The 25887-nt window shown below is 34.6% G+C and carries 25 protein-coding genes; 13 read left to right on the top strand and 12 right to left on the bottom strand.

What is annotated here, in order from left to right; translation table 11 throughout:
* Positions 1-21 precede the first annotated feature (21 nt).
* Positions 22-597 carry a 5-formyltetrahydrofolate cyclo-ligase gene (locus tag EL260_RS02960; RefSeq protein WP_123858796.1) on the top strand — a complete coding sequence of 192 codons (576 nt, stop codon included), beginning with the start codon at positions 22-24 and terminating at the stop codon, positions 595-597.
* On the opposite strand, the gene EL260_RS02965 is transcribed toward EL260_RS02960, so the two are convergent.
* Both EL260_RS02965 and EL260_RS02970 read right to left on the bottom strand, forming a co-directional pair.
* Positions 546-1124 carry a hypothetical protein gene (locus EL260_RS02965; RefSeq protein WP_123858797.1) on the bottom strand — a complete coding sequence of 193 codons (579 nt, stop codon included), beginning with the start codon at positions 1122-1124 and terminating at the stop codon, positions 546-548. The genes EL260_RS02960 and EL260_RS02965 overlap by 52 nt on opposite strands.
* Positions 1111-2283, bottom strand: coding sequence for a hypothetical protein (locus EL260_RS02970; protein ID WP_123858798.1), 1173 nt, complete (start codon positions 2281-2283; stop codon positions 1111-1113). The genes EL260_RS02965 and EL260_RS02970 overlap by 14 nt, the downstream gene beginning before the upstream one ends.
* A 183-nt stretch (positions 2284-2466) precedes the next feature.
* Between EL260_RS02970 and EL260_RS02975 the strand changes: the two genes are divergently transcribed.
* On the top strand, positions 2467-2796 hold the full coding sequence (locus EL260_RS02975) for a hypothetical protein (RefSeq protein WP_065395887.1): 330 nt from the start codon (positions 2467-2469) through the stop codon (positions 2794-2796).
* A gap of 178 nt (positions 2797-2974) precedes the next feature.
* Here EL260_RS02975 and EL260_RS02980 read toward each other — a convergent pair whose 3' ends face one another.
* From EL260_RS02980 to EL260_RS02995, 4 genes are all read right to left on the bottom strand, one after another.
* Positions 2975-3742, bottom strand: coding sequence for a TrmH family RNA methyltransferase (locus tag EL260_RS02980; protein WP_123858799.1), 768 nt, complete (start codon positions 3740-3742; stop codon positions 2975-2977).
* 20 nt (positions 3743-3762) lie between these two features.
* Positions 3763-4554 carry a CPBP family intramembrane glutamic endopeptidase gene (locus EL260_RS02985; RefSeq protein WP_123858800.1) on the bottom strand — a complete coding sequence of 264 codons (792 nt, stop codon included), beginning with the start codon at positions 4552-4554 and terminating at the stop codon, positions 3763-3765.
* Between the two features lie 98 nt (positions 4555-4652).
* Entirely contained in the window at positions 4653-5492 is an 840-nt protein-coding gene (locus EL260_RS02990) for a LytR/AlgR family response regulator transcription factor (RefSeq protein WP_123858801.1), read from the bottom strand.
* A gap of 62 nt (positions 5493-5554) precedes the next feature.
* Entirely contained in the window at positions 5555-6259 is a 705-nt protein-coding gene (locus tag EL260_RS02995) for a helix-turn-helix domain-containing protein (protein WP_164466592.1), read from the bottom strand.
* A gap of 774 nt (positions 6260-7033) precedes the next feature.
* Here EL260_RS02995 and EL260_RS03000 point away from each other — a divergent pair.
* The gene (locus EL260_RS03000; protein WP_123858803.1) at positions 7034-7789 is read left to right on the top strand and encodes a T9SS type A sorting domain-containing protein; all 756 of its coding nucleotides are present in this window, start codon (positions 7034-7036) and stop codon (positions 7787-7789) included.
* Positions 7790-7876: 87 nt separating this feature from the next.
* Here EL260_RS03000 and EL260_RS03005 read toward each other — a convergent pair whose 3' ends face one another.
* On the bottom strand, positions 7877-8293 hold the full coding sequence (locus EL260_RS03005) for a hypothetical protein (protein WP_123858804.1): 417 nt from the start codon (positions 8291-8293) through the stop codon (positions 7877-7879).
* A 13-nt stretch (positions 8294-8306) separates the two neighbouring features.
* Entirely contained in the window at positions 8307-9800 is a 1494-nt protein-coding gene (gene rmuC / locus EL260_RS03010; protein ID WP_394343537.1) for a DNA recombination protein RmuC, read from the bottom strand.
* A 171-nt stretch (positions 9801-9971) separates the two neighbouring features.
* On the opposite strand from rmuC, the gene EL260_RS03015 reads away from it, so the two are divergent.
* The 5 genes from EL260_RS03015 to EL260_RS03035 all read left to right on the top strand — a co-directional run bounded on the left by EL260_RS03015 (position 9972) and on the right by EL260_RS03035 (position 17875).
* Positions 9972-10646 (top strand): response regulator transcription factor, encoded by a 675-nt coding sequence (locus tag EL260_RS03015; RefSeq protein WP_123860642.1) that lies wholly within the window; start codon positions 9972-9974, stop codon positions 10644-10646.
* Between the two features lies 1 nt (position 10647).
* Positions 10648-12009 carry a HAMP domain-containing sensor histidine kinase gene (locus EL260_RS03020; RefSeq protein ID WP_123858806.1) on the top strand — a complete coding sequence of 454 codons (1362 nt, stop codon included), beginning with the start codon at positions 10648-10650 and terminating at the stop codon, positions 12007-12009.
* A gap of 335 nt (positions 12010-12344) precedes the next feature.
* Positions 12345-13619, top strand: coding sequence for a TolC family protein (locus tag EL260_RS03025; protein WP_123858807.1), 1275 nt, complete (start codon positions 12345-12347; stop codon positions 13617-13619).
* 42 nt (positions 13620-13661) lie between these two features.
* Entirely contained in the window at positions 13662-14777 is a 1116-nt protein-coding gene (locus EL260_RS03030) for an efflux RND transporter periplasmic adaptor subunit (RefSeq protein ID WP_123858808.1), read from the top strand.
* Entirely contained in the window at positions 14777-17875 is a 3099-nt protein-coding gene (locus tag EL260_RS03035; RefSeq protein WP_123858809.1) for an efflux RND transporter permease subunit, read from the top strand. Before EL260_RS03030 ends, EL260_RS03035 begins: the two co-directional genes overlap by 1 nt.
* 67 nt (positions 17876-17942) lie before the next feature.
* Here the strand turns inward: EL260_RS03035 and EL260_RS03040 are convergent, their stop codons facing one another.
* Positions 17943-18698 (bottom strand): DUF5995 family protein, encoded by a 756-nt coding sequence (locus EL260_RS03040; RefSeq protein ID WP_123858810.1) that lies wholly within the window; start codon positions 18696-18698, stop codon positions 17943-17945.
* Between the two features lie 609 nt (positions 18699-19307).
* Between EL260_RS03040 and EL260_RS25440 the strand changes: the two genes are divergently transcribed.
* Positions 19308-19478 (top strand): bacteriocin-like protein, encoded by a 171-nt coding sequence (locus EL260_RS25440; protein ID WP_164466593.1) that lies wholly within the window; start codon positions 19308-19310, stop codon positions 19476-19478.
* A gap of 40 nt (positions 19479-19518) precedes the next feature.
* Here EL260_RS25440 and EL260_RS03045 read toward each other — a convergent pair whose 3' ends face one another.
* The 3 genes from EL260_RS03045 to EL260_RS03055 all read right to left on the bottom strand — a co-directional run bounded on the left by EL260_RS03045 (position 19519) and on the right by EL260_RS03055 (position 21867).
* The gene (locus EL260_RS03045; RefSeq protein WP_123858811.1) at positions 19519-19989 is read right to left on the bottom strand and encodes a YciI family protein; all 471 of its coding nucleotides are present in this window, start codon (positions 19987-19989) and stop codon (positions 19519-19521) included.
* A 128-nt stretch (positions 19990-20117) separates the two neighbouring features.
* The gene (gene pncB, locus EL260_RS03050; RefSeq protein ID WP_123858812.1) at positions 20118-21296 is read right to left on the bottom strand and encodes a nicotinate phosphoribosyltransferase; all 1179 of its coding nucleotides are present in this window, start codon (positions 21294-21296) and stop codon (positions 20118-20120) included.
* A gap of 94 nt (positions 21297-21390) precedes the next feature.
* Positions 21391-21867: a Dps family protein gene (locus tag EL260_RS03055; RefSeq protein ID WP_123858813.1), complete on the bottom strand. Its 477-nt coding sequence runs from the start codon at positions 21865-21867 to the stop codon at positions 21391-21393.
* 364 nt (positions 21868-22231) lie between these two features.
* Here EL260_RS03055 and EL260_RS03060 point away from each other — a divergent pair, with 364 nt between their 5' ends.
* The 4 genes from EL260_RS03060 (at position 22232) to rpsG (ending at position 25883) form a co-directional block, all read left to right on the top strand.
* Positions 22232-23674 (top strand): hypothetical protein, encoded by a 1443-nt coding sequence (locus tag EL260_RS03060; protein ID WP_123858814.1) that lies wholly within the window; start codon positions 22232-22234, stop codon positions 23672-23674.
* A gap of 154 nt (positions 23675-23828) precedes the next feature.
* A complete protein-coding gene (locus EL260_RS03065) occupies positions 23829-24788 on the top strand; it encodes a sulfatase-like hydrolase/transferase (protein ID WP_123858815.1) in 960 nt (319 codons plus the stop codon).
* Between the two features lie 181 nt (positions 24789-24969).
* Positions 24970-25383 (top strand): 30S ribosomal protein S12, encoded by a 414-nt coding sequence (gene rpsL / locus EL260_RS03070; RefSeq protein ID WP_002983146.1) that lies wholly within the window; start codon positions 24970-24972, stop codon positions 25381-25383.
* Positions 25384-25406: 23 nt separating this feature from the next.
* A complete protein-coding gene (rpsG, locus tag EL260_RS03075) occupies positions 25407-25883 on the top strand; it encodes a 30S ribosomal protein S7 (RefSeq protein WP_034677991.1) in 477 nt (158 codons plus the stop codon).
* Positions 25884-25887 lie beyond the last annotated feature (4 nt).

Below are 25887 nucleotides of genomic sequence, written 5' to 3' on the forward strand. Positions count from 1 at the left end.
AGTAAAAATAATGTAACTATTATGTTGAAAGCTGAGCTTAGAAAACAATATATGCAAAAAAGAAAAGCCTTATCTCGTGATGAGGCTTTCTTGTTATCTGAAAAGATTTTTCAGAATTTCATTACTTACTTTAAACCTCAGTCTGGAGAAAAGGTCCATATTTTTGTTCCGATTGAGAAGTTTAATGAGATGGATACTCAAATCTTCATTGATTATTTTTTAGCGCAAAATATCCATGTCTACGTGCCTAAAATTGTAGAGGATAAACTGATTGCTATTGAAATTTTCAACGATATTGTCTTTGAAACAAATAATTGGGGGATTTTAGAACCAATTTCCAATGAGGATTCCGGAGAGAACGATTTTCACTATGTGATTACTCCGCTTTTATACTGTGATCCGAAAGGAAATAGGGTAGGATATGGAAAAGGTTTCTATGACAGGCTTTTCCAAAGTGTATCTCCTGAAACAAAAAAAATCGGAGTCAATTATTTTGACCCCGATGAATATATCGATGATGTCTGGGAAAATGATATTCCTCTGGACTATTTGGTTACGGCTACCGAGGTACTGTCTTTTTTAAGCGGTTTGGAATAAAAATCTAAAAAGTAAAATTTAAATTCCTTTTTCATTTTGGAGGTTGAAAGTAATATATATTGTGCATTCTTTTCAAAACTTCCCAAGGATTTATTTTTATCATCAAAATACTCTACATTGAATTTTGCGTAATCCAGAGTATCTTTTTTATAAAATTCCTTATAAACATTTAACGAGTTTACCTTGGCTGCTTTCACTTTCATACTATCTAATTCCTTAAACATTCTTTTGAAGGTCAGAGAGTCAGGTTTGTGGAAATAACTTTCCATTTGGGAATAAATAAAACTGTCTACTTCAGTATTTCTATTGCCACTTATGTAAAGAGTAGATAGATCAAGGAGCTCTTGAACTTTCTGCTTTGTTATAGAATTGATGGCCTGCATACTATCCATTTGTACAGCCGGATAACTTTTGGTGTTGTTACTGTTTCGTAGTTTATCTAGGTCACTAGCTTCTGTTTTTTTATTACAGGCAACACATAAAGTCAGAAGTATAATGAGGAGTAAAAAATTATTAATTCTTTTCATCTGTAGTCGCAATTTTGAATTTAATGGATACGATCTTACCGTTGTCTTTTTTCATTTCTATTACATTCAGGTTTTTTAGAGATGTAGTAGGGGTTGTAACGAGGGTGATATACTTTTGTTTGTCTAATCTTTCGATACCATAGGTGTTATTATCATATACCTGATAGATCACAGCATTATTACTGATAAGGTTTTCCAGCTGGTTTCTTTTCTGTTTAATAAGGGCTACCTGTTCTTCAGAATTTCCTGTAATATCTTTTCTTGAGAAATAATAAGCTGCCATTTTGTAATCATCCGGTTTAAGCTCAATTTTTTCTTCTTCGGGAGCATTTTCAAGATTTCTGTTGACATCAAGTGGCTCATAAAAAGCAGCGCTGATCTTCATTTTCAGAATTTTATCTTTGGTTGAATAAGAAAAACATTCACCAGGTTTTATTTTATACATCAAAGGAGATTCATTTTCCTTGATAACCATTATATCTAAGGTGTTGATAACAGAAACTCCTCTGTCTTTATCAATAAAGCAATAGGTATACGTTTTTGAAAAAAGGACATCCTTAAATCCCAATAAACCTGTGATTGCAATTAAAACGGAAGTAATAAGAGCCCAGGCATTCTTTTTGAAGAAATTTTTCTTAGCAGGAGAAGCTAAAATTTCAACTTCATTTTGATTAACTTGTTTTTGGTTAACTTGTTGGTTTTCAGTATTTGTTTTTTGTAAATCAATATTTTCTTGGGTCTGTAATTCGGTTTTTTTAGGCTGAATTTCAGTTTTTGGAAGATCAGGAGCTTTAGAAACTATTTCTTCCAGTTCATTGATCTCATCTTCCTCAAGACTTTCGTTTTCCTGAAGCAATTCCCCGGCAAAAAGATGCTGTTTTTTGAATTCATACCATGAGTCGTAACCTGCATAAATACTCAATAAATTAAGCATGTCTATCCTTGGTAATTTAGTGACTGGTGAATTTTTGAAATAGGTATAAAATGACTTTTCACTGATGTTACCTTTGGCTTTTTTGCGCAGGTCTTCCTGAAAATATATGATATCTATACCCTTCCACTTGGATATGTCATCCTGTGAAGGGGTGTATTCTTTTAAATATTGACCTTGGACATCCTTTTTTAGCTGTTCAAAGTGTAATAGATCTAAATCTGTCAATTTTTTTTAAAATGATTAAATTGTTGATTATCAGTTATCTTTTTTTGTAAAACTATTTTACAAAGGTATTACAATTATTTTTCATAAACAAACTTTCTAACTGCTATACCTTTGTCTTGTTCAAATAACAGAACAGAAGAAAATTTTATAAAACAATATTAACAAAATTAAATTTAATTTATTATGAAAAAGTCATTATTCGTAGCTGCTATCGCTGCAATCTCTCTAGTTGCTTGTAAAAAAACTGACGCTACAGCTACTGAAGGTACTACTGATTCTGCTGCTGCTACTGTTGCTGATTCTGCTGCTACTGTAACTGATTCTGCTGCTAAAGTTGTTGATTCTGCTGCAACTACTGCTGTAGAAGCTACTAAAGATGCTGCTGCTGCTACTACTGCTGCTGGAGCTGAAGTTGCTAAAGATGCTGCTAAAGGTGCTGCTGACGCTGCTAAAGGTGCTGCTGATGCTGCTAAAGGAGCTGCTGATGCTGCTAAAGATGCTGCTAAGAAATAATTCTAGCTTAAGCTTAAAAATAAAAGAACCGTTTCCCAGTGAAACGGTTTTTTTATGCTTATATAGGGTCTCTTCCCTTAGCCTGTCATCCTGAACTGAAGATGAAGCAATCTCATTATAGGATAATATAACAATATTGATCTGTCTGACAATCGCCAAACTTTACCCCAATCGTATCTTATCCTTTCTTTTGTTTTAAAGATTCATAGCAAGTTATGGCTACAGCATTGCTCAGATTCAAAGAATCAATACTGCCAGCCATCGGAATCAATGTATTCTTTCCTTTTCCGATCCAGAAATCACTTAACCCCGAGTGCTCAGTCCCGAATAATACAGCAGAACGCTGTGTGAAATCTCTTTTATAAAGATCTTCAGCCGTTTCGTCCATCAATGTTGTATAAATATTGAAACTGTTTTTCTGAAGAAATTCTAGTGTTTCTTCGTTTTCAGCCTGATAAACTTCCATTCCGAAAAGACAGCCCACACTAGATCTGATCACATTTGGATTATAAAAATCGGTTTTTCCATCAGCAACAATAAGGGCATCAATACCGAAAGCTTCACAACTTCTCAGGATAGCTCCTAAATTACCCGGCTTTTCTACTCCTTCAACGATGATAATAGTAGAATCATCCTTCGGAACATAAGAGGAAAGTGGAGTTTCCTTTGAGCTGTATATCCCAATGATTCCTTCTGAACTTCCTCTGTACGCTATTTTTTCATACACTTTATCACTTACATAATGAATTTTCCCCTCAGGAGGCGTTCCTTTGAATATATTTTCACTTATAAAGAATTCCACAGGCTCAAAATCGTACTGTATCGCTCTTTCATTTTCCTGTTGTCCTTCTACTACAAAAACATTTGATTTTTTTCGAAATCTGTTATCACTAAGAAGTTTAGTGATATTTTTTATTTTATCGTTTTGAAAACTTTCTATCAACATTCCGCAAAATTATGCAAAATTTATGATTGAACTTCTTTAGATTTTATAAAAAGGTTTTTCCATGTCACCTGAAATGGTTGGCGGCTTCTTCTTTTGTGAACAATTGTAAGTACTACAACCAGTACAATAGAAATAATTTTATAAAGGTTGCCATATATATTTCCGGAAACATTTTCTGATACATTAAAGAGTTCCCAATACAGATTCATGAAAAAATGAAGGAATATGGCCACCCAAAGATTGAATGTATGTTCAAAATAAACCCATGAAAAGAAAACAGAACCAAGAAATGTAATGGCAAAAATTTCCATCAGTTCTACCGTTTCCTGGCTTTGATATAAGTGTACCTGGGCAAACAATAATGATCCCAGGAGTATGGAAGATAAAAATCCCAGTTTTGTAAATCTGAATAAAATTCCAATAAGAAATGCCCTGAAAATAATTTCTTCAAAGAAGGCTGAAGAGATCGTGTTAATGAATAGAGACTGGTAATGGATGGTGTGGGTCATATTGAAATGAACAATATATCCTATAAGCATGGGCAGTGTTCCCATAAAAGAGAAGATAAAACCCTTGCTAATAGATTGGTCCAAAGAAAATACGTAGGGAATATTTTTTTCAGGAAATAAAATCTTTGCCGTGATCATTAATGGAATTAATGTAATTGTATAAGCAATAACATGGGCTATAGCCTTATTATGAAACAGATCTTTCGAATAAGACTGAATCGATTTAAAACAAATAAGATCCAAAAAATAGTAGGCTGTGAAGCCCAGAATAAAGATTAAAATAAAGCGGATGTTTTTACTCATATTGAATATTTTTGAGCAAAAATGAAGCTTTTCGGAAAGTGAATCAATGTAAAGTGATGAATGACAAGAAATAGTGACCAATGACAAACTTAGCCTTTCTATCGTTGCAATTGTGGGATAATTTGTGGAATGAAACTTCTGGAAACCGGAATTTCGAAATCTATTTCTGGGATGATAAGTTTATATCCCTGTGCATTTCCTCTAAGGCTTTCTACTTTATCTAAATTAACAATATATGAACGATGACACTTTTGGATTGTGTTTGTTTCACTTTGTTTTAAAAGTCCTGATAAACTTATTCTGAGCAACACTTTTTTTACCGAACCATTTTCAGAAAAATATAAAGTACAATAATTTTCCATAGACTGTGCACAAATAAGATCATGTTCAGAAAGTGTTAGCGTTATATTATTTGTTGAAATAGTAAGAAGTTTGCTAGGAATATGCTCTGTTTTATGGGATAGATGCTGTGAAATATTCTTGGCTGTGTTTTCATGGATCGTTTTTAAATAAATATACCTTGACAGAATATAAATAGCAGAAATGGGTATTCCTATTGCCATGGAATAGAGAAACATATAAGCATAGTTTTCAAAACTTAGCGATACATGGCTTATGAATAGTGAATTATAAAAATAAGAAAGAACAGAACCCAGTAAGAGAACTACAAAAATTTTTAATAACTCTGATACAATATTCCAATGATTGAAGCTGAAGGTACAAAGGCTTGAAATGAAAAATGCAGTTCCAAAAATGATAGTATAAGGAAAAAGAAGAAGATATTTGTAAGGATGATGAAAGTTTTCTGTTCCAAATGGCTGAAAAATGATCAGAAAAAGATATACTGTGACCCCGGCTCCTATAGAAGATAGAAGAATTTCTGTGAAGGATTCAGACTTCGGATATGGATATGATTTTAATGAAGTTAGGAATTTCATTTTACAGTACTTGAGTATTTTATATCATCCTGGTAAAGTTATATAAAATTAGTATTTGATTATTATGAATCAACAGAAGATAATTTGCTGTCAGTAGGCAAAAGCTGAGTTATGTATTCACTTGGAGTGATGCCCTCGAATTGTTTAAATACTCTGTTGAAGGTTGCCTGACTTGTAAAACCGGCGCCTGTATAAATGTACATCAGGGTAACCTTGGTTAAATCCGATTTTTCAATGAGGTTTTTTACGTAATTGATTCTTAATGAATTGAGATATTGATTGAAGTTCTTATATCCCTTATAATCAATAGCTCTTGACAGGTAGTTTATATTTGTTTTTAATTCTGAGCATAATCCGGATAGTTTAATAGAAGGATTGGTAAAGTAATTATTGTATCGCATGTACTTATCCAATTCCAAAAATAAATTTTCCAGTTTGTGATGATCTATTGTTACATCACTTTTATGCTTAGAGGATAATTCTATAATATAATGGGGTTCTTTTGAAAGCATTTTCGCTTTGTGTATATGTTTTTCCTTCATCTTGCTTTTAATCCTGTATCCAAAAGCCTTAAATTCTAAATGGCTTATTTTGATTTTGTAATAGATAAATAAACAGATGAGAGAAAAGTTAGCCAACACCGTTGCTGCATTAGTGGGACGGAGATATTTTTTGTCGTATTCATAAAAATGATGGTCAAAGTATTTAGCAAACAGCATAATGAGCAGCATCAATATTATTGTGTAAAACATGTAATAGATAACCATCTTCCTTTTTAAAAAAACATAGGCACACACTGGCATCGGGATTAACCAGATAAATCCTACAGGGAATCATCAATAAAGTTTAAGATGATGACAGAAATATATAGAGAACTGAAATGAAGATAAGCATTAACAATTCTGGATATATTAAAATTTCTCCTGATAAGTATATATGAATAAACATAAAATACTAATGCACCTGCAAAGTAATAAAGAGGAAAAGTATTTTTTAACCAGAACAGATAGATATAAATAGAAACAATATGGAAGACAGCTAGAATGACTAAATAAGTTTCAATAAGCTGCTTTTTTAACGAATGTATTCTGTTATTGTAATATTGAGTAATTCTCATCGCAGCAGGCCTTCAGCTTTTATTCATGATTTAGAAGCGGCAAATATAGTCTCTAAATTTTTTTATACAAAGCAAACATTCAAATTAAATTTTTATTACAGACTGTTTTGATAATCTTCAAAAAAAACATAATTAATCATATTCATAAAATGATTGGGTTAAAAAATTAATATTCAGGAGTGTATACATGTTTCAATCATTTTTTCAATATGATTTTACTATCGCTTTTATGATTTTGTATAAGATTTAATTTTGCAAAAACATAATGATAGAGAAGGTTTCAGGATAATAACTCGTATAACTCGACTGATTTTAGGGAAGAAAATATTACATTATTATCTGAACTCAATAAAAACTAAATGATGAAAAAAGAATTAAAAACTAATAGCCTTTTATTATACAAACAACCTTTAAAAAAGAATTTATGAAGAAATTTTTCTATGTTTTAATGATTAACCTGCTATGTGGGATTTCACTATCCAAAGCACAAACAGTAACTGTGAGTAATAGCGGAGCGGGGCAATCATCTGTTTATACTTTTGAGTATACAACATCTGTGGCTATTGGTAAAGGAACTCTAACGCCTAATGTTTTTTATCTTTTATTGCCTACAGAATTTCCAGCAATTTCTCCTGCTGTAACAGGTGCAAACAACTTAGATCCTTATGTTAGTTTTAAAGTAAATGGAGTAGCTTATCCATGTTCTACTTCATTTGGAGTAGGAGGAAGCTGGAATTCTGGTGTACAGCTATCTGTAGGAGGGTCAACAACCGGTGTTGCTATTCCGGCTGGTGCAAAGATTAAGATTGTAATATCAGGGATGATTAAAAATCCAACAAAGGCTGGAGCGTATACAATAGAATGGAGAACTGCAGCTGGAAGTGGACAGAGTACACAGGATTTCAGTAGCACGATTAATGTTTCAGGAGGTACATTAGCAACACAGGAAGTGAAAATCAAACAAACCGAACTTTCTGTATATCCTAATCCTGCGGTTGATGTTATTCAGGTTTCAGGAGTAGGTAAACTTCAAAAATACACTGTGTATAATGCAGTAGGAAGCCACATTGCTGAAGGAAATATTTCCGATAATGGAAAAATTAATATTCATCATTTTATTTCAGGTGTCTATTTTCTGAAACTTGAAAACGGAAAATCCGTTCAGTTTATCAGGAAATAAAATAGATGAGACAGTCTGAAATAAAGGCTGTCTCATTTTGTTTTTCAGTATTCTGAATTTATTTATCTACTGATTATGCCTAAAAAATTAAGTAGGGTTGTGGGTCTTCTCAGATGTTTTTATCAAAATAATATTTCCAATCAGTAATGAAAAACAGCTTGCTATCCAAAGAAAATATCCCGGACCATATCCGGTTATGGAGAATTTGTGCCCAGCCTCATTCACTGTAATTTCTCCTACAGATAAATAGCAAAACGTAAGACCAAAGGCGATAAGGCTGAGTACAGCAGATATTTTTATTTGTTTTAATAATAGAAAAAAAGCTCCGATAAAAAGTAGAGGATTAGCCAGCCATGCTATTCCGCCGCCATCCATTTCTGCCCAACCTAGCAGTGCACAGGCCAGCCCACTCATGTCATGTCCTTTTGCGTAAACTGCTGTAAAAGGAAGTGAGGTGAGATAAAGAATAAGACATATTAATAAGATAAGATTTGTTTTTTTCATAGTATTCTGGTTTTTATTCTATCAGATTACTGTTGTCAATAAGACTTTGAGGCAGGTCCTTTTTATTTTTAATTCCCAATGATTTCAGTTTTTGAGTCTGGATCACAAGGTTGTCGTTTCCTGTGTAAAGCTGTTTGTAAGCATCATTGTAAACATTTTTGGCAAGATCAAGATTTCGTCCTACTTTTTCAAGGTTATCCACAAATCCTACGAATTTATCATATAACCGGGCTCCTCTTTCAGCAATTTCAAGAGCATTTTTGTTTTGATATTCACGTTTCCAAAGATCTGCAATTAGCTTTAAAGAGGTAATCAGATTGCTTGGATTTAATAGCAAGATTCTTCTATCATAGGCGTAATTCCAAAGGTTTTGGTCTGCTTGCATAGCTGCAATATATGCCGGTTCACTAGGTATAAACATCATGACAAAATCCAAAGATTTTCCGTAATCATCATACGCTTTCTGACTAAGCTGCATAATATGATTTTTGATGGAACCCAAATGTTGATTAAGTTTCATCATATAGACATCCTGATCGTTTTCGTCCACTAATTCCGTAAATGCAGTTAGAGAAACTTTAGAATCAATGATGACGTTTCTTTCATCCGGGTATTTTACAACGGCATCTGGTCGCATCTTCTTGCCGGAAAATTCAGAGAATAAAGCTTTATTGTCTTCATCACGAAGTTCATGTTCCAGAAAATATTCTCTTCCTTTTACCAATCCGGACTTTTCAAGGATGCTTTCAAGAATCATCTCACCCCAATTTCCCTGGGTTTTACTTTCACCCTTCAGCGCTCTGGTTAATTTTTTGGCATCTTCGGAGATTTGTTGGTTCAGTTCGGCAAGTTCTTTTACTTTTTCAGCCAAAGAGAAACGTTCTTTATTTTCCTTTTCATAGGCTTCATTCACTCTGTTTTTTAAATCTGTAATCTTTTCCTGGAAGGGTTCAAGGATGTTTTTTAGATTATTCTGATTTAAAGTGGTGAATTTCTCTGTTTTTTCTTCCAATATCTTATTGGCCAGATTTTCAAATTGCAGTTTGGATTCTTCCTGTATTTTAGTGATCTCTTCTTTTTGAGTATTCAGCGATTTCTGAAGACTTTCATTTTGTGCAGAAAGCTCAGAATTTTTAGCAAAGAAATCCTGTTTTTCAGCGATAAGATTTTCAATCTGGAAATCCTGTTTTAACATTAGTTGTTTTTGATCCTGAAATTGGCTGTTCAGTGAAGAATGTTGAGCAGAAAGTCTGGCAAATTCATTTTTCAGATCGTTTAGAAGATCCTGCTGCTGGATATTGAGTTCTTTTTCTTTATTGAGATGCTGGTTAAGTTCCTGGATCTTTGTGTTCGAGTTTTCAAGATCTGATTTGTTTTTAATATGCAAGAAATTGAGTTCATCATAAGAGCTTCTTGAAACCGTTGAAGATTTCAAGGCAAAATATAAAATAATGGCTCCCAGGACTCCGCCCACAATACATCCAATAATTAAATAGGTCATCTCCATTCTTCAAAATTAGGAAAAAAGGCTGGAAGTTAATACTGAATAATAAATTTCGGAAGGCGTTTTACATTACCATAAGCATTCTTTTAATCTCTGAAAAAATCTTTGCTTCCTTCCTCTGGCTTCCTTTCTTCAATCATAATCCCTATATTTATGGGAAATTTCAGAGACATTATGAATATCTTATTGGTAGAGGACGATCAGAGAATTAGCAGCTTCCTGTTGAAAGGACTTTCTGAAGCCGGCTATACGATGACGCTTGCAGATTCTGGTGAAAAGGCCAGGGAAATTCTTCATACCTATGATTTTGATATTATATTAATGGATATTATGCTTCCGGGATTGGATGGAATGCAGCTTACACAGATCATAAGGTTTAAAGGAAATTATACTCCGATTTTAGTGTTAAGTGCATTAAATAGTCCGGATGATAAGATTAAGATGTTAGATCTGGGAGCGGATGATTACTTATCCAAACCATTTCATTTCGAAGAATTGATCTCGAGGATTAAAGCATTAACAAGAAGAAATAAATTAAGTTATCAGAAAGAAGACCAGTATCTGTCTTGTGGTAATATTAGAATTGATACTGATCTTCATAAAGTCACCCAAAATGATACGGAAATCGAATTTTCTCCTACAGAATACAAGCTTTTTACTTTTCTTATGGAGAATAAAAACAAGGTGTTGAGCAGAACTCAGATTTTGCATAACGTCTGGGGAATTGATTTTGACAGTACAACGAATGTGGTAGATGTCTACATTTCCTACGTTCGTAACAAGATTGATGAATCGGGACAGAAAATTATTCATACTGTAAAAGGAACAGGATATTTAATTAAAGATTAGGATGACGCTCAGGAACAGGTTTACCCTTATTTCCAGCCTTTCGTTCGGCATTGTTTCTATCATCACATCTGCGGTGATATTTTTTGCCTATTATGACAGTACGAAGATCTTTTATTTTGAAAAACTCAGGAATACCGCTCTGATTTCAGCCATTTATTATCTTGAAAAAGACGAATTACCTAAAGACAGGCATGCCCAGATTAAACAGGAATACAAACATCTTATTCAGAATAATCAGGTAGCTGTTTATAATCAGAATAATGAAGTCACGTTTGGGCAAAATTTGAATGATAAAAATATTAAAGCTTCTCACTTACAAGCTGCCAGAAATAATAAGGGAACTCAGTTTATGTCTGATAATCAGTTCTACTATGGGATTTTCTATCCTGATAATCAGGGAGACTTTGTTGTTTTTGTGAAATCTCCCAATGAGTCATTTCAATCACAGATCTGGAGGCTTTCTATCATTATGCTTTCTGTGTTGATTATTGGGCTTTTGGCTATTTATTTTTTAAGCCGTTATCTTTCAAAGGTGGTATATAAGCCTATTTCTAATGTAGTGGAGCGTATTAATCAGGTAGATTATAATAATATTTCTACTGCTATTACTTCTACCAATACCAATGATGAGATTGAAGATCTGATCAAGTCTTATAATAAATTACTGGGAAGAATTTCTGAAAATGTTCTGTTGCAGCAAAACTTTATTAACTATGTTTCTCACGAATTTAAAACTCCTTTAGCAGCAATTTCCGGAAACCTGGAAGTATTTGCTCAAAAAGACCGTACTCCCGAAGAATATAAAACGGTAGTCAAAGAATCTCTGGATAATGTTTATGAGATTGAGAATATTCTCAATAACCTTCTCCTGATGTCCGGAATGTCCAAACTTGAATCTTCTCACAAACAAGTAAGAATAGATGAGCTTATATGGAAGATCTATGAAAAATTGGAATCCAAAGCAAAAGAAAAAAAATCTAATATTAAAATACAGCTGCAGGTTACAAAACCCGCTTTATTAGAATTTCCCGGAAATGAGACCCTCCTCTATTTGGCTTTATATAATATTGTAGAAAATGCCATTAAGTATTCCTACAGCCATCCTGTTGAGATCATCTTATCCGAAAAAAGCAATCAATTGAATATTGAAGTTAGAGATCAAGGAAAGGGGATTCCTGCAGATGATCTTGTAAAGATTACAGAAACATTTTACAGAGGGAAGAATGTGGATTCAATTAAGGGGAGTGGCATTGGGTTATCATTATCAAAAAGTATTTTTGATCACCATCATATTACTATGAAAATTGATTCTATAGTAGATGTGGGTACGGATGTCCTGCTTGTATTTCCAGCTAATTTCTAAAATTATAAAGGTTTTGGCTAAAGCCAATCGAATCCTTATTTAGATGTAAACCTATTAAAGTCCGTTTCTTTTGATGGTAATCTCCTACAGATTCCACGAATTTTCACAGAGGGTTATGGATGAATTTTTAAGGGAATATAAATCGTGTCATTTGTGAATGCATTCATGTAAATCGTGTTTAGAAATCTCCTTAATCTATATGATCTATGAGTGTTTTAAAATGAATCTCTACCTGTTCTAATCAAACTCTAATGTTGGGCTAATTGAATTTTAATTTCATTCGAAATTAGCTCTAATATTAGGAGAATAGCTTTGTGGTCTTAAAATAAGAGACCTTGAAGAAGATTTTTTTTACACTATTTTATATTCATTGTTTCAGTTTCTTTTCAGCACAGATTTCAGATACCCTGAAGATCAGCAGAAAGGAAGCTGAAACCATTTTTCTGACCAATAACCTAGATCTTATTGCTCAGAAATTAGAGATTTCTCAGGCTGAAGCCAGAGCGCTTCAGGCCAAATACTGGCCCAATCCTAAATTAAGTATCAGTGAAGTAAACCTTTGGAGAACCTATGATATTGAAGAACAGCCTGCCCTGATCGGAAACTGGGGAAAGAACACTCAGATTTCTGCTGAAATAGAGCAGGTGATTCAGACCGCAGGGAAAAGGCGGAAAAATATCGAACTGCAAAAAATAGAAGTAGAAGGTGAAAAATATGAATTACAGGAAGTATTGCGGGAGCTCAAAAAGACGCTAAGGAATTCGATTACTGAAATTCAATACAATCAGGAACAGCAGAAGATTTATCAAGGGCAAATTGCTTCTATCGAAAAATTAACAAGATCCTATAACAATCAATTAACCTTGGGGAATATCAGTAAGGCTGAATATATCCGTTTGAAGGCTCAGGAAATTGAATTCAAGAAAAAGCTGGTTTCATTGAAGCAGGAAATAGAAGACCAACAGGCTGAACTAAAGGCTTTGCTGATGATCCCATCTCACTCTTATCTCGTTATTTCAGATTCATTTGCAATGCCGGAAAAACAGCTTTCAGAAATTGAACTGACACAATGGATGGAAAAAGCAAAAGAAAACCGTCCGGATATCCTGATCGCTAAAAATAAGGAGAAGCACGCTGCCAAGAATCTTGAAATACAAAATGCGATGAAAACTCCTGATGTAGCTGTTTCAATAGGCTATGACCGCGGAGGTAACATCATGAAAGATTTTATTGGATTAGGAGTTTCGGTTGACCTTCCCATCTTCGACAGAAATAAAGGAAATATTCAGGAAGCCAGGCTTGAAATCGAGAAAAGTAAAAATGAAACCCGTAAAAATCAGCTAAAATCAGAGAATGAAATTGTCTCTGTTTTCAGAAACTATATCCTTACTCAGCAAGTTTCCGAAGAAATTGATGATACCTACGAATCTACACTGGATGGTTTATTGGTAAGTCATGAAAAAAACTTTAGGCTTAGAAATATCAGTATGCTGGAGTATATGGATTTTCTGGATACCTACATTGGTAATAAAATGATTATTCTGGATACTAAAAAAGAACTTAACCAATACTTTGAAAACCTGCAATACGTTGTAGGACAGGATTTATAAATGAACATTCAGCATGGCCTTAAAATATATGAACATCTACTTATGAAAATGAACACTACTAAATATATCGCAGTAATTTATCTGTCCGCTATGGTAACACTTACGGGGTGTAAAGATCAGAAGCAGGGCAACGAAGTTGAAAAAGGATATTGTATCAGCAAAGAACTTAAAAAAGATATTAAACTGGCTAAGGCAGAAATGCTTCCTATTGAAGAAAGCATTACCCTTACCGGAGAAGTGGAGAGCAATTCTGATAAAACAGTTCCCTTTGTGAGCCTTGTGGACGGAGTAGTTACCGATACGTATTTTTCTCTTGGAGATTATGTAAAAAAAGGACAGATTCTGGCGACTGTAAAAAGTACGGCTGTTAATGAAATGCAGGATGATACTCAAACATTGCAGGCTCAGCTTGCCGTAGCTAAGAGAAAACTGTCTTCTGTAGAAGCGATGTATAAAGATGATATTGCCTCTCAGAAAGATCTTCAGGAAGCAAGAGCAGAGGTAACAATTTTGCAGTCCAATATTTCTAAAACCCAAAAGAATATGCAATTGTATTCTGCGGGAGGAAGCAATCTTCAGATCAAAGCTCCTGCGGATGGTTATGTCATCAACAAGAATATTTCTAAAGGGATGCCTGTTACTGCAGGTGGTGACCAGCTTTTTACCATTTCCAATCTGGATAAGGTCTGGGTTATGGCGAATGTGTATGCTACCAATATGAGACATGTTTATGTAGATCAGCCGGTAGTAGTAAAGACTTTAGCGTATCCGAATGATAGTTTTTCAGGGAAGATCAATAATATCTCTCAGGTTTTTAATGAAAATGAAAGAGTACTGAAAGCGAAGATCATTATGGATAATAACGGGATGAAACTAAGACCGGGAATGTCTGCAGATGTTGTATTGCCGATTAATTCCCAAAATAAAAGTGCTTTGGCTATTCCTGCGAAGGCTTTGATCTTCGATAATAATCAAAGCTATGTAGTAGTATATAAAAAAGACTGTGAGTTGGAAATAAGACCGGTAACTGAGATCGCTTCAAACAGTCAATATATCTATGTGGAAGGAAATCTGAAACAGGGAGAAAATGTAATTGCTTCCAATGGTTTGCTGATTTATGAGAACCTGAAAAACCAATTAAATAATTCTAAGAAGTAATGCGAAAATTTGTACAGAATATAGTTTCCTTCTCTTTGAAAAATTCTTTGATTGTTCTTTTAGGAACTTTCATGCTGTTGCTTGGAGGAATCTATTCTTATATACACACTCCGATTGAAGCCTTCCCAGATGTTACCAATACCAGGGTAAGAGTAATCACTCAATGGCCGGGAAGAAGTGCCGAAGAAATAGAAAAGTTTGTCACTTTGCCCATTTCCAAGGAAATGAATGCTATTCCGAATAAAACTTCGGTGAGATCTATTTCCCTGTTCGGATTATCAGTGGTAACAGTAATTTTTGATGACCATGTCAATGATTTTTATGCGCAGCAGTATGCATCTAATAAACTGGGTAATGTAAATCTTCCTGCCGGTGCAGAATATAGCATTGAGCCTCCATCCGGAGCAACTGGTGAAATTTACCGCTATATCATTAAAAGTAAATTGCCGATTAAAGAAGTCACGGCTATTCAGGATTGGGTGGTAGAAAGAGAATTACTGGCTGTTCCCGGAGTTGCTGATGTGGTAAGCTTTGGTGGCGAAGAAAAAACATATGAAATAAAAATTAATCCTACGGAATTACATAATTACGACCTTTCCCCCCTGGATGTGTATGAAGCAGTTTCGAAGAGTAATATTAATGTAGGAGGTGATGTTGTGGCCAAAGGAGATCAGGCTTATGTGGTAAGGGGGATCGGTCTTTTAGAGAAGAAGGATGACATTGAAAATATTCAGATTGAAGTAAAAGGTTCCACTCCTATTTTGGTAAAGCATGTTGCTGAAGTTAAAGTGTCGGCAAAACCGAGATTAGGGCAAGTAGGATACAATAAGGAAAATGATGTAGTGGAAGGCATTGTCATCATGCTTCGTGGAGAAAACCCAAGTGAGGTGATCGCAAGACTTAAAGACAGAATAGAACAGTTAAATGGTGGAGAATTACCTGGTGATGTTCAGATCGTACCAATCATTGACCGTACAGAATTAGTAAATACAACGGTTCATACGGTTTCCAAAAACCTGATTGAAGGAGTTATTCTGGTTTCCATTATTGTATTCATTTTCCTGTATAACTGGCGAACAACATTTATTGTAGCATCAGTAATTCCGCTGGCTTTTCTTTTTGCCATTATTATGCTGAAAATTCAAGGACTTCCAGCTAACCTTATTTCTATGGGAGCCCTGGACTTTGGACTATTACTGGAAGGAACGCTAGTCATCGTTGAACATGTATTTGTTGCCCTCGAGCTGAAGGCCAAGAAGATCGGATTAAAGAGATTTAATAAAATTTCCAAATTGGGAATTATTAAGAAAAGTGCAGGAAGTGTGGCAAGCTATATTTTCTTTGCCTTACTAATCCTGATTGTAGCCTTGATGCCCATCTTCTCTTTCCAGAAAGTGGAAGGGAAAATGTTCTCTCCTTTAGCATTTACATTGGGATATGCCTTATTAGGATCTTTGATTTTAAGTTTGACATACGTTCCGGCAATGTGTAAGCTTTTATTAACTAAAAATATTGAGGAAAAAGAAAACTTCATCTCAAAATTCTTTAGAGTAAACATTTACAGAATCTATGAATTCAGTATTCGTCATAAAAAAGGATTTGTTGTCGGTTTTATCGCTTTACTTGCCATTTGTGGGTGGAGATTTTCAAACTACGGTTCGGAATTCTTACCTAAACTGAATGAAGGAGCTATTTATGTACGTGCTACACTTCCCAATAGTGTCAACCTGGATGAATCTGTTCGTTTGACTAAAGAGATGAAGGAGATTTTGATGAAATATGATGAAGTGAAATTCGTAATGACTCAAACCGGCCGCCCTAATGACGGGACAGACCCTACAGGATTCTTTAATATCGAATTTAATATTCAGCTGAAACCAGAAAACGAATGGAAGAAAAAAATATCCAAGGATGAACTTCTTGAAGAGATGAGAGTTTCCCTTGAAAAATATCCGGGAATCAATTTTGGATTCAGTCAGCCGATTCAGGATAATGTGGAAGAATATGTAGCCGGGGTAAAAGCACCGCTGGTGATTAAAATATTCGGGAATGATTTGTTTCAACTTGAAAATTATGCCAATCAGGTAGCCAATTCTATCAGAACGGTTCCTGGAATTTCAGATGTGAATGTATTTAAAAATATTGGACTTCCTGAATTGAGGATACAGCTTCACGATTCAAAAATGGCAAAATACGGAGTGTCTACAGCAGATGCCCAGGCGGTAATTGAAATGACCATTGGCGGACAGGCGGCTACTAAGTTCTATGAAGAAGAAAGAATGTTTGATGTGATGCTCAGATTCGAAAAAGAATATCGTGATACGCCGGAAAAAATGGAGAATATTCTGATCCCGACACAGGATAATAAAAAAGTTCCATTGAAAGAAATAGCAACCATTGATTATCATACCGGACCTTCATTTATTTACAGAGAAGGGAACAGCAGATATATTGGTGTAGGATTTAATATTGAAGGACGAGATCTGGGAAGTACCATTAAAGAAGCTAAAGAAAAAGTAGAGAAAGAAGTCAAACTTCCGAAAAGTCATAAGATGACATGGGCCGGCGAGTTTGAAAGTAAAGAAAGAGCTGCGAAGCAATTGGCCATGGTAGTTCCTATCTCACTTGTACTTATTTTAATGTTGCTGTATTTCAACTTTGGGAATGTAAAAGATACATTGATCTCTTCTATTACATTAGCATTTGCTTTCATTGGAGGATTTCTATCCCTGTGGTTTACAGGAACCATCTTTGGAATCTCTGCAGGAATTGGTTTCATTATTCTTTTTGGAGTAGCTACTATTGATGGGATTGTTCTGATTGGAGTGATGAAAGAAAATCTTCAGAACAGAATGTCACTCAGAGAATCCATTGCTGAAGGAGTTAAAAGCAGGATCCGCCCGGTGGTGATGATTGCGCTGATGGGATCTATGGGACTTCTTCCGGCAGCAATGTCCAATGGAATGGGCTCTGAAATTCAAAAACCTTTGGCTATTATGATTGTAGGCGGATTAATTATCTGTATGCTGCTCTCATTTACCATATTACCGATTGTGTTCTATTATGCCTATCGTAAAAAGCATAAAAAGACCCTATAGTTTCTTTTTATTTGTTCATTATTTGGCCGGGATCCGTGAGGAAGATCCCGGCCTTTTTATTTTGAGCTTAAGCCGTTTTCGTTGATCCCAGAATTTCAATATTCTTTACAACATCATTGCTCTCACATTTTTTCAGTTCGTTAAGCAGGGTAGGGGTAAGGATTTTAGGATTTAAGATTTGTGTGGCAACTTTGGCAGCAGCGTAATCTACAATATTAATGACTGATTCCCTTAAAAAAATAGGAGAGTTTGAAGATATAACAGCGGTGGCCCAGGAGGTATCTCTGGCTTTGGATATCGCAAAATCTAGTACAGCGTTATCTTTTCCGTTAGACAGCTTATCGATGAGGTTGACGGGATAACATATTTTGTTCAGGGAATCCTGAACTTTCTGATTAATAGATGCTATAACAGTATTGATATTTTCAAAATCCTTTTTTAGTGGGTTAATCTTCCGATAGGGCATAATAGTCGCTGCAGAAATTCCCAGATCCAGATTAATATGAGCATTCATCCCCAGAAAAATATGCTGTAATATCAGAAGGTCTTTATTTTTGGTGGCTTCAAAGGCAATATACCAGGAATTGCTACATTTTTTATCATTATGATAGTTTTCCCATGCTTCAAGATAGCGTTGTGCAAAAGCCAGATCAAGCAGTGCCATTCTGGGATTGTCTTCAAATTTCTTTTGCTGAATCCCTTTTAGTACCTGAGCCGTCATGATGCGGTAGGTACAGGCAAAATACCCAGCCGGGCTTTTGTTTTCCTTACACCAGATGATGATTTCATCTAGTCTTTTCAAGACTTCTTCGATGGCTTTCATGGCAGGTTTTGTTTATTTAAAGATAATAAAAACCAGTGATCAGTGGTATATGGCTTTGGAAATTCGTAGAGTAGTTTTTATTCATGAAAAAAGTGAGCAGTAAGCTCACTTTATTTCTCAGGCTATGGAGTGATTACAATCGGTTCAGGAAAAGGTTCAAGAACCAGAGGTTTACACATCGCAGCCGGTTCACATCTTCCCCCCATGCATACAAAATTAGTCATAGTGGTTGAGCCGTCAGGGCATCTGATCATGCCTTCACCAGGACATCCTCCTGGACATTCTGGTAGATGTAAATACCCGCCGAATACATCTTTCAGTTCTGGTCTTGAAAGTTTTGAGAGATTCATTTTTTTCATGGAATTAATTTTTTATGTTAATGATAATTATAACTTGCTTACAGTCAGTTTTGTAAGTTTGTTTTACCATAAGCTAAAATAATTAAATTAATTCATTAAAACAAGAGATATTATGATTGGTTTGTTTGATAATTATTTGAAATGTAGTTAATTAAAAAATAAATTGTATATTTATTTCTAATTAATGAGAAATAAAAAGAGGAATCCGAAAATCTTAAAGAGTAGGAAATTAAAACTAAACTAAATACCTATGAAAAATTTAAAAAATTTAAACAGAAAAGAGCTGAAAACTGTTTTAGGAGGTGCCGCAGCTGTATGCCTGGTACCAGTGGAGGGAGGAAACTGCCCGGCAGGCTATACATTCTGTAGCAATCCTTATTGTTGCTATCCGCCAAGAAAACCATTTATTTGTATGGACTAACAATAAAAAATCCCTCAATTGAGGGGTTTTGCTTTATTCTTTAAGGATTCTCTTTTGAAATTTCATCATGATGTTTCAGGTATAACGGTAAGGCTGCGGAGCCATACCAAGGGAAAATTTCATAACTGAAAATTCCAGCCTGAACTGCAGGGTCAGTTTTTACCCACTGCTCGGCTTCTTCTTTAGATTTTGTATTGAAAATAAACATCCCCCGGTAGTTTTCTTTATTCTTTTCCAGGAAGGGACCTGCTACCACAATTTTCCCTTCGTTAGCCAGTTTACCAATGTTTTCCATGTGTCCTTTCATTAAAGTTCCCATTTTGGTTTTATCTTCAATTTTTGCAGTACCGGTTGTCAGCATCACAATAGTATAAGCTTTCATGCCATATTGATCTGCTCCCAATGAAGTAGCCAATTCCTGATTGAACTTTGCTTTTTCATTTTTCTTTTCCTGAGCGAAAGATAATACAGAGAAGAGGAGAGAAGCGGTAAGTAATGTTCTTAATATCATATTGCTTTGTTTTGATCAAATATAATAAAACCCAATAAATTGATGAGACTTCGATTTCAAATGATGATATGATACGAAAAAACCTCGATGGTTACGAGGTTATATCTAATAGATTTGATGAGGTTATATCAATCTTTTATTCTTAAAAATTCTTTGGCCAATTCAATCATTTTAGGATCACCGGTATATTTTCCGCGCTCATCCGAAAGTTTCACCGTTGGAATCCATTCCTTGTTGGGTGCTTGTACACCAATAAGTTTCATTACGATATTCATTGGCTTTAATCCCACATCATTCGTAAGGTTAGTTCCTATTCCGAAAGAAATTCCTATTTTTCCTCTGCAGTAGCTTGTAATTTCTTCCACCTTTTCAAGATTTAAGGCATCAGAGAAAATAATATATTTAAACATTGGATTGATGCCGTTTTTCTGATAATGCGCAATGGTTTTATCCGCAAACTCCAAGGCATCACCACTGTCATGACGTACCCCATCAAAAAGTTTTGCGAATTTTTTATCGAATTGCTGGAAGAAAACATCTGTTGTATAAGTGTCAGAAAGAGCTACTCCCAAATCGCCTCTGTAAACGTCCACCCAATGTTCCAAAGCCAGCTCATTAGCCATTTTGAAACCATATTCGGCAGCATGGAACATGAACCACTCGTGAGCATGGGTTCCGATTGGCTTCACTCCATATTTCATCGCAAAATGAACATTGGAACTTCCGATGAAAGTAGAATCTTTTTTCTGTGTTAAGGCTTCCATGACTAAATTCTGTACTTTATAGGAATGTCTTCTACGGGTCCCGAACTCAGCAAATGTTACTCCCAGTCTGCCTAAAGAATCTGCTTTCTCAAGGGTTTTGCTCATTACCACTTCATTAGAATCCCTCTCCATATGGTTCATTTCATAGTGCAGCTCACTGATGAGTGCCAATAGAGGAACTTCCCAAAGAATTGTTCTGTACCAAAGACCTTCAACAATTACAGAAAGATCTCCACCTTCCTGATGAATTTTCACTTCAGATGGATCAAAATGATAGCCTTCAAGGAAATCGAGATACGGAAGATCAATATAAGGACATGTTCTTGCCATGAATTTCTTTTCATCCTTGGTAAGTTTAAGTTCAGCCATTTTATTAACAGCTTCCTTTAATGCTACATCAAAACCTTCCGGAAAATGATGTTTCCCTCTGTTGATGAATTCATATTTAACAATAGAACTAGGAAAAAGTTTTACCACAGCATTTTGCATGGTTATTTTATAGAAATCGTTATCCAGTATAGAATTTAGTCTCACGTCGTTCATAATATGTGTAATTTTAACGCAAATATAAAAATTAAAAATAAAATCGCCTAAATGTAAGGCGATTTTTTTGAAATATTTTGATGAACCTATCGGTTTATTTCCCCAAATAAGAATTGTACATCCAAACTTCTTTCTCCTGTTCGGTAATGTAGTCACTCATCTGAGAGTTGGTACCTTCATCACCAGCCTTATCTGTAATATCCAAAAGTTCTCTCTGTAGGTCAATAACAACTTTGAATGAGCTTAGAATTTGCTCAACACTTTTGTTTCCGTCCGTTACTTCTTTGCTTTCTTTGATGGTGGCTACTTTTAAATAATCAGAGTAGTTGTGGGCAGGAATAGCCCCTAATGTCAGAATTCTTTCTGCAATTTCATCAATTTTTAAAACTAAGCTATTGTAAAGTTCTTCAAACTTCGGGTGAAGGGTAAAGAACTGGTCCCCTTTAATATTCCAGTGAGAACCTCTGGTGTTCTGATAAAAAATAGAATAGTTGGCTAAAAGTGCATTTAATTTTTCTGCTATTTTCTTGCAGTCGGCTTCTTTAAGCCCTATAATACTAGCGTTTTTCATAAGTTTATCTTTTTATATATCTCAAAGTTACGAAATATCGTGCCGAATAGCCAGGGATATCAATAGATGATAACTATAAGAAAATTTTTTAAAATAGTTTGGAAGTATTAATATTGCAAATGATGAAGGCTATGCGTGGGGATAGGAAGGTGATAGCTGAAATCATAGGCTGAATTTATCAGCTGAATAATTAATGTTTATATTTAATTTTAAAATGGAAATAGTCCGAAATATAGGTGTACGAAGCTTCTTGCTGTCTTTTATCTTTTTTTTCTCAGTTTGTTTATTATATTATATCAATTCTATTCTGAAAACTGACGGACATTACGTCTATCTTTTAGATGATGCATACATTCATCTTGCAATGGCAAAGAATTTTGCATTCTATGAAGTATGGGGGATGACAAGATATCAGTTTTCCTCTACTTCTTCTTCTCCATTATTCACGTATATTCTTAGTGTACTGATTAAAGTTTTTGGAAACAATGATCAGATTCCGCTGTATTTCAATGTTATTTTTAGTATTGGAATTCTTTATGTTCTTTCCGAATATTATGCTGAAATTTTTAAAGAAGTTAAAAAAACTGTTTTAGCCATACTTTTTACTGCATTCTTTATTGTACTTCCTTTGAATATTCTTTCAGGAATGGAACATGTTTTTCAGGTGTTCTTGTTTGCGGTTAATATCTTTTGTCTTTCCCGTATTGATCATAATAAACTTATCCTATTTGGCTTTTATTTCAGTTTGCTGTTGATGGGATTAGTTCGCTTCGAAAGTATGTTTTATTTTGTAATTCTGGCCTTTATGTTTGCCGTTGTCAGAAAATGGAAAGAAGCATTGTTTGTCGTATTGCTGGGTTTCATTCCTATTATAGCATTTTGTGCTTTCAATTATCAGCAGGATGGTTATTTTTTTCCTAACTCAGTAGTGGTAAAAGGAACAAAGCTAAGTCTTGATACCAATGTGTTAGGTCAGTTTAAAGTCATTTTTCTGGATAATCTTTTGCTGAATATCAGCTTTTATAAAATAGGAATTTTTCCTCTTTTGTTGTGTACAGTCTTTATTTACAGAGACTTTAGAATGAAAACACTAAAAGATGTAGTGAGTGATAATTTTTTATTAATTGTATTTTCACTGTTGATGATCTGTCATTCTATGTTTGCTGATTTAAAAGGGCATTTACGTTATGAAGCCTATATTCTTACAGGCTTTAGTATGGTATTAATACCAAAATGTAAAGGACTGTTCTTTAATTGGAAAGATTATATTGTAAAAGAAAAATGGATAAGTCTGTTAGTGGCAGCTAATGTTTTTTTGATGATCTATAAATGTTGGGTTGCTCATCCTATTATGAGCAATGGAGGTAAGAATATTTATGAACAACAGGTACAGTCTGCAAAATTTTTACACCAGTTTTATAATACTTCTAAAGTAGTAGCTAATGATATTGGGGCAGTTTGTTATTATACGGATATTCATTTGCTGGATATTGCAGGTCTTGGATCTGTAGAAACCATTCATTTTAATGAAAATAAAAAATCGTTTGACCAAAAATTTGGAAACTTTCTTAGCAACTATTGTCTGGATAATAAATATGACATTGCGGTTGTATATGAAGGCTGGCTGCAGGGATATGTTCCTTCTTATTGGAGAAAAGCAGCCACGCTAAAGATTGAAGATAAAGTAACAGTTGCCAGATTGGAAGTTTCCTTATATTCTATAGATGTGAAGAATCTTGAACAGTTGAAACAAAATATCAAAAAATTCAATTGGAATAAAAATGTTACAGTTACAATAATAGAATAGATATCAATTACAACCTCCCTTTCCGATGTTTTTTTATTTCTCTTATTGTTGATTTTCGTATTAAATTCTTAAGAAATAGATAACAATTTGTTAATGAATCCGGAGATTGTGTTTTCTAGCTTTGCACTCGAAATATAATTTAAAGTAAAAAGCAATGAAGAAGTTTTTCCTGTATTCTATGGTATCATTATTCATGTTCTCATGCAGTAATAATGATGCAGAGGCGCAGATCATCACAGACCCTAAAGTTGAAAGTAAATACCAAACTAAAAACGTTGTACTTTTAGTGGTGGATGGCCCTCGTATTTCTGAAACCTGGGAAGCTCCAAATAAAGAAAACATCCCTAACAGGGTAAGTTTATTAAACCAGGGTGTTTTTATCAGCAATTTTAAAAACAATGGAACTACAAATACAAACCCAGGGCATAGTGCGATGTGTTCAGGGGTCTATGAAAATATTGTAAATGATGGAACAGAATTGCCAGGCTATCCGTCTGTGATGCAACAATGGTTAAAGTTCACTGGAGCAGATAAAACAAAAGCATGGGTGATTGCTTCCAAAGATAAATTGGAAGTGTTGAACGACTGTAAACTGGCAGACTGGAAAGGAAAATATCAGCCAAGTGTAGATTGTGGGATAAGTGGAAATGGATCCGGTTATAGAGCTGATGCCGTTACAATGGCTAATACGAAGGAGATCATGAAAAAGTATAGCCCTAATATGATTGTGATCAACCTAAAAGATGTAGACTCATATGGGCATGATAATAAGTATAATGAATACATTCAGGCGATCAAGACAACAGATGCTTCTATTAAAGAGATTTGGGATTATATTCAGTCACTTCCTACTTATAAAGATAAAACGACCTTAATTGTTTCCAATGATCATGGAAGACATTTGGATAGTAAAGGTGGATTCAGAAACCATGGAGATGATTGTGAAGGTTGTAGACACATAGAATTTTTCGCGATGGGGCCCGATTTTAAAAAGAATGCGACAATCAGCACCGGAAATTATGAGCAAATTGACATTGCAAGTACAATGGCTGAACTTTTAGGAGTTCCTAAACAATATATGAAAGGAAAAATAATAAAGGATGCCTTTAGATAAAATTTTGATTTTTTGATACGAACCTCCATTACTTAAAATGCCACAATAACATAAAAGTAATGGAGGTTTTCGGTAGTTTTGAAAACAATTAAAGAAAATTGATGACGAAATAAAATATCATAACTGCTTGTCAATTAAAAAAATATTACTATTTTTGCAGCCTAAAATAAAAAGCAATTAAATGCCTACTATTCAACAATTAGTAAGAAAAGGAAGAGCCACGCTTGCCAAGAAGAGCAAATCGGCTGCCCTTGATTCTTGTCCACAAAGACGTGGTGTATGTACGAGAGTATATACTACTACACCTAAGAAACCTAACTCTGCACTTAGAAAAGTAGCAAGGGTAAGACTTTCTAACGGTAAAGAAGTTAACGCCTATATCCCGGGCGAAGGACATAATCTTCAGGAGCACTCGATAGTATTGGTTAGAGGCGGAAGGGTGAAAGACCTACCGGGAGTACGTTACCACATCGTAAGAGGTGCATTAGACACAGCTGGTGTAAATGGAAGAACTCAGAGAAGATCTAAGTACGGAGCTAAGAGACCTAAACCAGGACAAGCTGCTGCAGCTCCTGCAAAAGGAAAGAAAAAATAATCATTAAATAAGGTACAGAAGCAATGAGAAAGACAAAAGCGAAAAAAAGACCGTTGTTACCAGATCCGAAGTTTAATGATCAATTGGTAACGAGATTCGTAAACAACTTAATGCTAGACGGTAAAAAGTCTATCGCATTCAAAATTTTCTATGATGCACTAGATATCGTAGAAACTAAAAAAGGAGAAACTGAGAAAACAGCCCTTGAAATCTGGAAAGATGCATTAACAAACGTTATGCCTCACGTAGAAGTACGTTCTAGAAGAGTAGGTGGAGCTAACTTCCAGATTCCTATGCCAATCAGAGCTGATAGAAAAATTTCTATGGCAATGAAATGGTTAATTAGCTACTCTAAAAAGAGAAATGATAAGTCTATGGCTTTGAAATTAGCTAATGAAGTTGTAGCTGCTTCAAGAGAAGAAGGTGCAGCTTTCAAAAAGAAATCTGATACTCACAAAATGGCGGAAGCTAACAAAGCTTTCTCACACTTTAAATTCTAATCTG

Source organism: Chryseobacterium nakagawai (assembly GCF_900637665.1).
Classification (GTDB): Bacteria; Bacteroidota; Bacteroidia; order Flavobacteriales; family Weeksellaceae; genus Chryseobacterium; species Chryseobacterium nakagawai.

Bases quoted from the DNA above. Each gene is read 5' to 3' on its own strand.
- EL260_RS02960 (WP_123858796.1), top strand. From the start codon at position 22: ATGTTGAAAGCTGAGCTTAGAAAACAATATATGCAAAAAAGAAAAGCC.
- EL260_RS02965 (WP_123858797.1), bottom strand. From the start codon at position 1,124: ATGAAAAGAATTAATAATTTTTTACTCCTCATTATACTTCTGACTTTA.
- EL260_RS02975 (WP_065395887.1), top strand. From the start codon at position 2,467: ATGAAAAAGTCATTATTCGTAGCTGCTATCGCTGCAATCTCTCTAGTT.
- EL260_RS02980 (WP_123858799.1), bottom strand. From the start codon at position 3,742: ATGTTGATAGAAAGTTTTCAAAACGATAAAATAAAAAATATCACTAAA.
- EL260_RS02985 (WP_123858800.1), bottom strand. From the start codon at position 4,554: ATGAGTAAAAACATCCGCTTTATTTTAATCTTTATTCTGGGCTTCACA.
- EL260_RS02990 (WP_123858801.1), bottom strand. From the start codon at position 5,492: ATGAAATTCCTAACTTCATTAAAATCATATCCATATCCGAAGTCTGAA.
- EL260_RS02995 (WP_164466592.1), bottom strand. From the start codon at position 6,259: ATGGTTATCTATTACATGTTTTACACAATAATATTGATGCTGCTCATT.
- EL260_RS03000 (WP_123858803.1), top strand. From the start codon at position 7,034: ATGAAGAAATTTTTCTATGTTTTAATGATTAACCTGCTATGTGGGATT.
- EL260_RS03005 (WP_123858804.1), bottom strand. From the start codon at position 8,293: ATGAAAAAAACAAATCTTATCTTATTAATATGTCTTATTCTTTATCTC.
- rmuC (WP_394343537.1), bottom strand. From the start codon at position 9,800: ATGGAGATGACCTATTTAATTATTGGATGTATTGTGGGCGGAGTCCTG.
- EL260_RS03015 (WP_123860642.1), top strand. From the start codon at position 9,972: ATGAATATCTTATTGGTAGAGGACGATCAGAGAATTAGCAGCTTCCTG.
- EL260_RS03020 (WP_123858806.1), top strand. From the start codon at position 10,648: ATGACGCTCAGGAACAGGTTTACCCTTATTTCCAGCCTTTCGTTCGGC.
- EL260_RS03030 (WP_123858808.1), top strand. From the start codon at position 13,662: ATGAAAATGAACACTACTAAATATATCGCAGTAATTTATCTGTCCGCT.
- EL260_RS03035 (WP_123858809.1), top strand. From the start codon at position 14,777: ATGCGAAAATTTGTACAGAATATAGTTTCCTTCTCTTTGAAAAATTCT.
- EL260_RS03040 (WP_123858810.1), bottom strand. From the start codon at position 18,698: ATGAAAGCCATCGAAGAAGTCTTGAAAAGACTAGATGAAATCATCATC.
- EL260_RS25440 (WP_164466593.1), top strand. From the start codon at position 19,308: ATGAAAAATTTAAAAAATTTAAACAGAAAAGAGCTGAAAACTGTTTTA.
- EL260_RS03045 (WP_123858811.1), bottom strand. From the start codon at position 19,989: ATGATATTAAGAACATTACTTACCGCTTCTCTCCTCTTCTCTGTATTA.
- pncB (WP_123858812.1), bottom strand. From the start codon at position 21,296: ATGAACGACGTGAGACTAAATTCTATACTGGATAACGATTTCTATAAA.
- EL260_RS03055 (WP_123858813.1), bottom strand. From the start codon at position 21,867: ATGAAAAACGCTAGTATTATAGGGCTTAAAGAAGCCGACTGCAAGAAA.
- EL260_RS03060 (WP_123858814.1), top strand. From the start codon at position 22,232: ATGGCAAAGAATTTTGCATTCTATGAAGTATGGGGGATGACAAGATAT.
- EL260_RS03065 (WP_123858815.1), top strand. From the start codon at position 23,829: ATGAAGAAGTTTTTCCTGTATTCTATGGTATCATTATTCATGTTCTCA.
- rpsL (WP_002983146.1), top strand. From the start codon at position 24,970: ATGCCTACTATTCAACAATTAGTAAGAAAAGGAAGAGCCACGCTTGCC.
- rpsG (WP_034677991.1), top strand. From the start codon at position 25,407: ATGAGAAAGACAAAAGCGAAAAAAAGACCGTTGTTACCAGATCCGAAG.